Below are 3261 nucleotides of genomic sequence, written 5' to 3' on the forward strand. Positions count from 1 at the left end.
GACGGGCGACGACAAGGACATCGCCAGCATCTACAAGAAGATAAACGCTGCGGCAAAAACCGGCCAAGGCGGTTTCGATTTTAGCACCGGCCTCAACAAACTGCCCGAGACCAAGCCGTTCGCGGTCGACTTCTCTGGCTTCCGTGAGCTGCCCGAAGACACACTGGAGGAAATCGGCGCTAAAGCCGCACGCTTCAAGGAACTTCGCAAAAAGCAGGACTTCGTCCGCGCAAAGGCCGCCTGCGACCTTTTTATCGCAGCGTTCCTGCTGCCCAAGACTGGCCACGCTCCAACAGGCCCGTCAGAGCGAACCGTCCCGACAACCGAAGAAATCTGGATGGCGCTCAATCAGGGCAAGATCAGGAACGCGATGGTTGATGCGCCCAAGGTCGCGCGCGAGGCGCGCGCCTTCCATTGGCCGCTTGAGTTTCCGGATATCATGCAGCGGGGCGGCTTCGACGTTGTGCTTGGCAATCCGCCGTGGGAGCGTGTCAAACTTCAGGAACAGGAGTTTTTCGCGCTTCGGGATGCCGAAATTGCAACTGCGAAGAATGCCGCCGCGCGCAAGAAGCTGATCGAACGGCTGGACGAAACCAACCCGCGCCTGGCTAGAGAATGGCAGGACGCGCTGAGAACCGCCGCGACCGAAAGCCATTTCATGCGCGAGTCCGGGCGCTTCCCACGAGGCGGCGTCGGAGACGTCAACACCTACGCCGTTTTCACCGACCATTTCTGGCAGCTGACGCAGCCTACTGGATACGCCGGGCTCATCATTCCCACCGGATTGGTCAGCGGCTTCACTTACCGTGCCTTCCTAGCCGAGTTGCTTAGCACCAAGTCTCTGGTAGCTTTCTTTGGTTTTGAGAATGAAGATCTGATCTTCCCGCACATCACCAACAAGGTGAAGTTCGGACTGCTCACTATGGCAGGGCGAGCAGTACAGATAGAAAAGCCGTGGTTTACAGCGCACATCCGACAACCCGCTGAAATCGCCGATCCCGCAAAGCGGTACGCGCTCACCGTCGATGAAATCAGGGCCATCAACCCGAACACCCTAAACCTTCCCGCCTTTCGGTGGTCGAGAGACGCGAAAGTCACGGCTGCCATCCACACGGCTGCGCCGATTTTGATTGAGAAGGAAGGCAGTCAGGTTGTTCGGAATGACTGGGAGGTTTCCCTCAAGACCATGTTCCACATGGCAAATGACTCTGGCCATTTCATAGACCATGAGGAGGTTGCGCCGCTAATCGAAGAACGTCGGGGCGCGCTCGCGGTGCTTCGTGACGGTCGACAGGTCTACCCTCTTTATGAGGGCAAGATGTTCTGGCACTTCGACCACCGGTACGGCACCTATGAAAATCAGACCGAGAAGCAGGCCAACAAGGGCGTTCTTCCTAGGGTCTCAGATGAGAAGCACAACTCAGCGGAATATCGAATTCAGCCTCGTTACTGGGTAGATGCTCAACTGACCAAGGAGACGCTTGGCGAGGACGCTGGAAGGCCTTGGTTATTCTCGTGGAGAGACGTAGGCCCGTCAGAACGGACATTCATTGGTACGATCCTGCCGCTAACGGCGATGGGGCATGCTTCCCCCTATTTGACAACCGATACCTCTGCCAAAGACGCACTGGCGCTCTCTGCCACTCTCTCAAGCTTGGTGGTCGACTACGCGGTTCGTCAGAAGTCCAGCAGAATGACATTTTTTATTGTTGAACAGTTGCCAATGCTTGAGCGCGCGAAGCTTGAGGGGGCACCTGCATGGCTTGGGGAGGAGGTTCGTGCTTGGTTGAACAATCGCGCAATCGAGCTCTTCTACACGAATTGGGAACTCCAAAGCCTCGCAAAAAGTATTGGAAGGGAAACACCTCCATTCAGATGGGATCCATCGCGCCGTCAAATCCTCCAGGCAGAAATCGATGCGGCAGTCTTGCACCTCTATGGTTTGGATAGCGAGCAATCCGACTGGGTCCTGAACTCGTTCACCGTCCTCCGAAAATATGAAGAGCGCGACCATGGCGAGTTCCGCACCAAGCGGCTGGTTCTGACCGCCTACGACGCGATGGCGAAGGCGAAGGCATCAGGTATGGCGTACCAGACGCCTTTGTCCCCGCCGCCCGCTGACATCAGCCTTTGTCATGGTGCGGAGGATTTCGACGTCGCTCCATTGCGGCAACGCATCCAGCTTCCGCCGCTCGAGCAAATTTCCGACGCTGCCTGGGCTCGCGCGGTGCCGTCTCCGCAGCACGATCCGTCGGCGGCACTGGCGGCGATTTTGAAGTCGTTGGATGGTCCAACGCCAATCCGCACCGTCCGTCTGACCGCGGCGATCATGCTTGAGCCCTACCTTTTGACACCGCTTCTTCCGCCTGAGGATCAAGCCCAATGGCGGCGGCTGGTGGGCCAGGAGGCAGAGCCTCGCTCCGGGAATGTCGTCGGCTTCGCCGCCCGGACCACGCCGGGGTGGAATGCCGCCATCACGAACCATCGTGGCAACGGTCGACTGATCGAGGACCTTGCAGAGGGAACCTGGGCGCCAGGCACAGGTCTGGATGCCTTTGACACGGCGGGCTGGCCAGAAGGGCGCGCCGGGTTTGTCATCAACGCGCTGCGAAACCTGGACATCGACGCAACCATGAAGGCTGCTCCCGGCGAGATCCGGGACTGGATCGCAAATGTCGCAGCAGGATGATCTCTTTCCGGTTCAGCCACTGAGCGTTGAGGTTCCGAAAAACCTCACGGAGCCGAGGCTTTGGGTGCGACGGCTGAAAATCTGGAAAGAACCGGGCGGCGAGATCATTCGAGACATCGAGTTGCGGCCCGGGCTGAACATCATCTGGTCGCCTGACGGAGATGACGATCCGGAAGGGGGCGGACGTGCAATCGGCCATGGCAGCGGGAAGACGCTGTTCTGCCGTTTGCTGCGGTATTGCCTCGGCGAGTCCCGCTTCGCCGATGAGGTCCAGCGCGATGCCATCTCCACGACATTTCTGAACGGCGTCGTCGGTGCTGAAGTGATGCTTGACGGAGTGTGCTGGGCGGTAACGAGGCCGCTCGGCATTGCCCGCAAGCACTTCGCTATTGTGAACGGCAACCTCGATATTGTTGCGAAGATGGAGGGAACGGCGACCGGCATAGAGCCGCTCATCGACGCCATCGAGGCCACGATCCTTGGCGAAGGGACCTCCCAGTTGGCGCGACTTTCGGTTGGTCAGCGGGCCTGGCCGGTTGCTCTCGCGTGGGCGGCGCGCGATCAGGAATGCC

At 59.0% G+C, this 3261-nt stretch carries 1 protein-coding gene and 1 pseudogene; both read left to right on the top strand.

All coding sequences use genetic code 11. From position 1 onward, the window contains the following. Window positions 1-2689 (top strand): Eco57I restriction-modification methylase domain-containing protein (locus tag M2A_RS18280; protein ID WP_045449919.1); only part of this gene is annotated, 2689 nt, incomplete at its 5' end. Continuing rightward, a pseudogene (locus tag M2A_RS16900) lies at window positions 2673-3261 on the top strand (chromosome segregation protein SMC); the annotation flags it as partial. The gene M2A_RS18280 and the pseudogene M2A_RS16900, both read left to right, overlap by 17 nt.

The organism is Tepidicaulis marinus, from assembly GCF_000739695.1.
Taxonomy (GTDB): domain Bacteria; phylum Pseudomonadota; class Alphaproteobacteria; order Parvibaculales; family Parvibaculaceae; genus Tepidicaulis; species Tepidicaulis marinus.